The sequence below is a fragment of the Streptomyces amakusaensis genome (assembly GCF_039532665.1).
GTDB classification, from domain to species: Bacteria; Actinomycetota; Actinomycetes; order Streptomycetales; family Streptomycetaceae; genus Streptomyces; species Streptomyces amakusaensis.
The window spans coordinates 1-1,381 of sequence record NZ_BAAASB010000072.1 but is presented as its reverse complement, the minus strand read 5'-3'; the positions used below and the strand labels follow the sequence as shown (position 1 = coordinate 1,381).

The 1,381-nt window shown below is 68.8% G+C and carries 1 protein-coding gene; it reads left to right on the top strand.

What is annotated here, in order from left to right; translation table 11 throughout:
- Positions 1–17: 17 nt before the first annotated feature.
- Positions 18–1,381: amino acid adenylation domain-containing protein (locus ABD371_RS35670; RefSeq protein ID WP_344486923.1), on the top strand; the 1,364-nt coding region annotated here is incomplete at its 3' end.

Sequence of the window (1,381 nt, the reverse complement as noted above, 5' to 3'; positions counted from 1 at the left end):
CGGATCTCTTCGACCGGGTGACGGTCGGGACGCTCGCCGACCGGCTGCTGAGGCTGCTGGAACAGGCCGTCGCCGACCCGACCCGTCCGATCGCCGCGCTCGAACTCCTCGACGAAGCCGAACAGGCCCGGCTCACCGAGTGGAACAACACCCACCGCCCGATCCCGGCCACCAACGTGGTGGAAATCCTCGCCGCACAGACCACGGCCACCCCCGACACCACCGCCGTCGTCACCGGATCAACCACCCTCACCTTCGCCGAACTCGCCCACCACACCAACCAACTCACCCGACTCCTCACCCAGCGCGGAGTGGGACCCGACGACATCGTCGCCCTCGCCATCCCCCGCTCCGCCGAAGCCGTCATCGCCACCCTCGCCGTCCTCACCGCCGGCGCCGCCTACCTCCCCCTCGACCTGGACCACCCCACCGAACGCCTGGAGTTCATGCTCCACGACGCCAACCCCACCCTCCTCATCACCACCAGCACCACACCCCCCATCCCCGGCAACCACCCCCACCTCATCCTCGACTCCGAGGACACCCAGGCCGAGCTGGCCGCACTGCCGGACGGCCCGCCGGACACCACGGAGATCCAGGGCGATCACGCCGCGTATGTGATCTACACCTCCGGGTCCACCGGCCGCCCCAAGGGCGTCATCCTCACCCACACCGGCCTCACCCACCTCTACCGAGACCACGAACGCCACCTCTACACCCCCGTCGCCCACCGCCTCGGACGACGCATCCGCGCACTCCACACCGCCTCCCTCTCCTTCGACTCCTCCTGGGAACAACTCCTCTGGCTCATCGCCGGACACGAACTCCACATCCTCGACGAATACGAACGACGCGACGCCGACGCCGTCGTCACCTACACCCGCGACCACCACATCGACACCCTCGACATCACCCCCTCCTACACACGCCAACTCCTCGACGCCGGACTCCTCACCGGCACCTGGACCCCACCCCTCCTCCTCCTCGGCGGCGAAGCCATACCCCCCGCCCTCTGGACCGAACTCCGAGCCATCCCTGAGACCGAGGTCGTCAACTACTACGGCCCCACCGAGTTCACCGTCGACGCCCTCACCGCACGGACGAGTGACACCACCACCCCCGTCATCGGCCACCCCCTCGACAACACCCAGGCCCACATCCTCGACAAACACCTCAACCCCGTACCCAACGGCACCCCCGGCGAGCTCTACCTCTCCGGCCCCCAAAACGCCCGCGGCTACCTCGGCCGACCCACCCTCACCGCCGAACGCTTCACCGCCAACCCCCACGGCACCCCCGGCACCCGCATGTACCGCACCGGCGACCTCGCACGACGACGCACCGACGGACACATCGAATTCCTCGGACGAGCCGACGACCA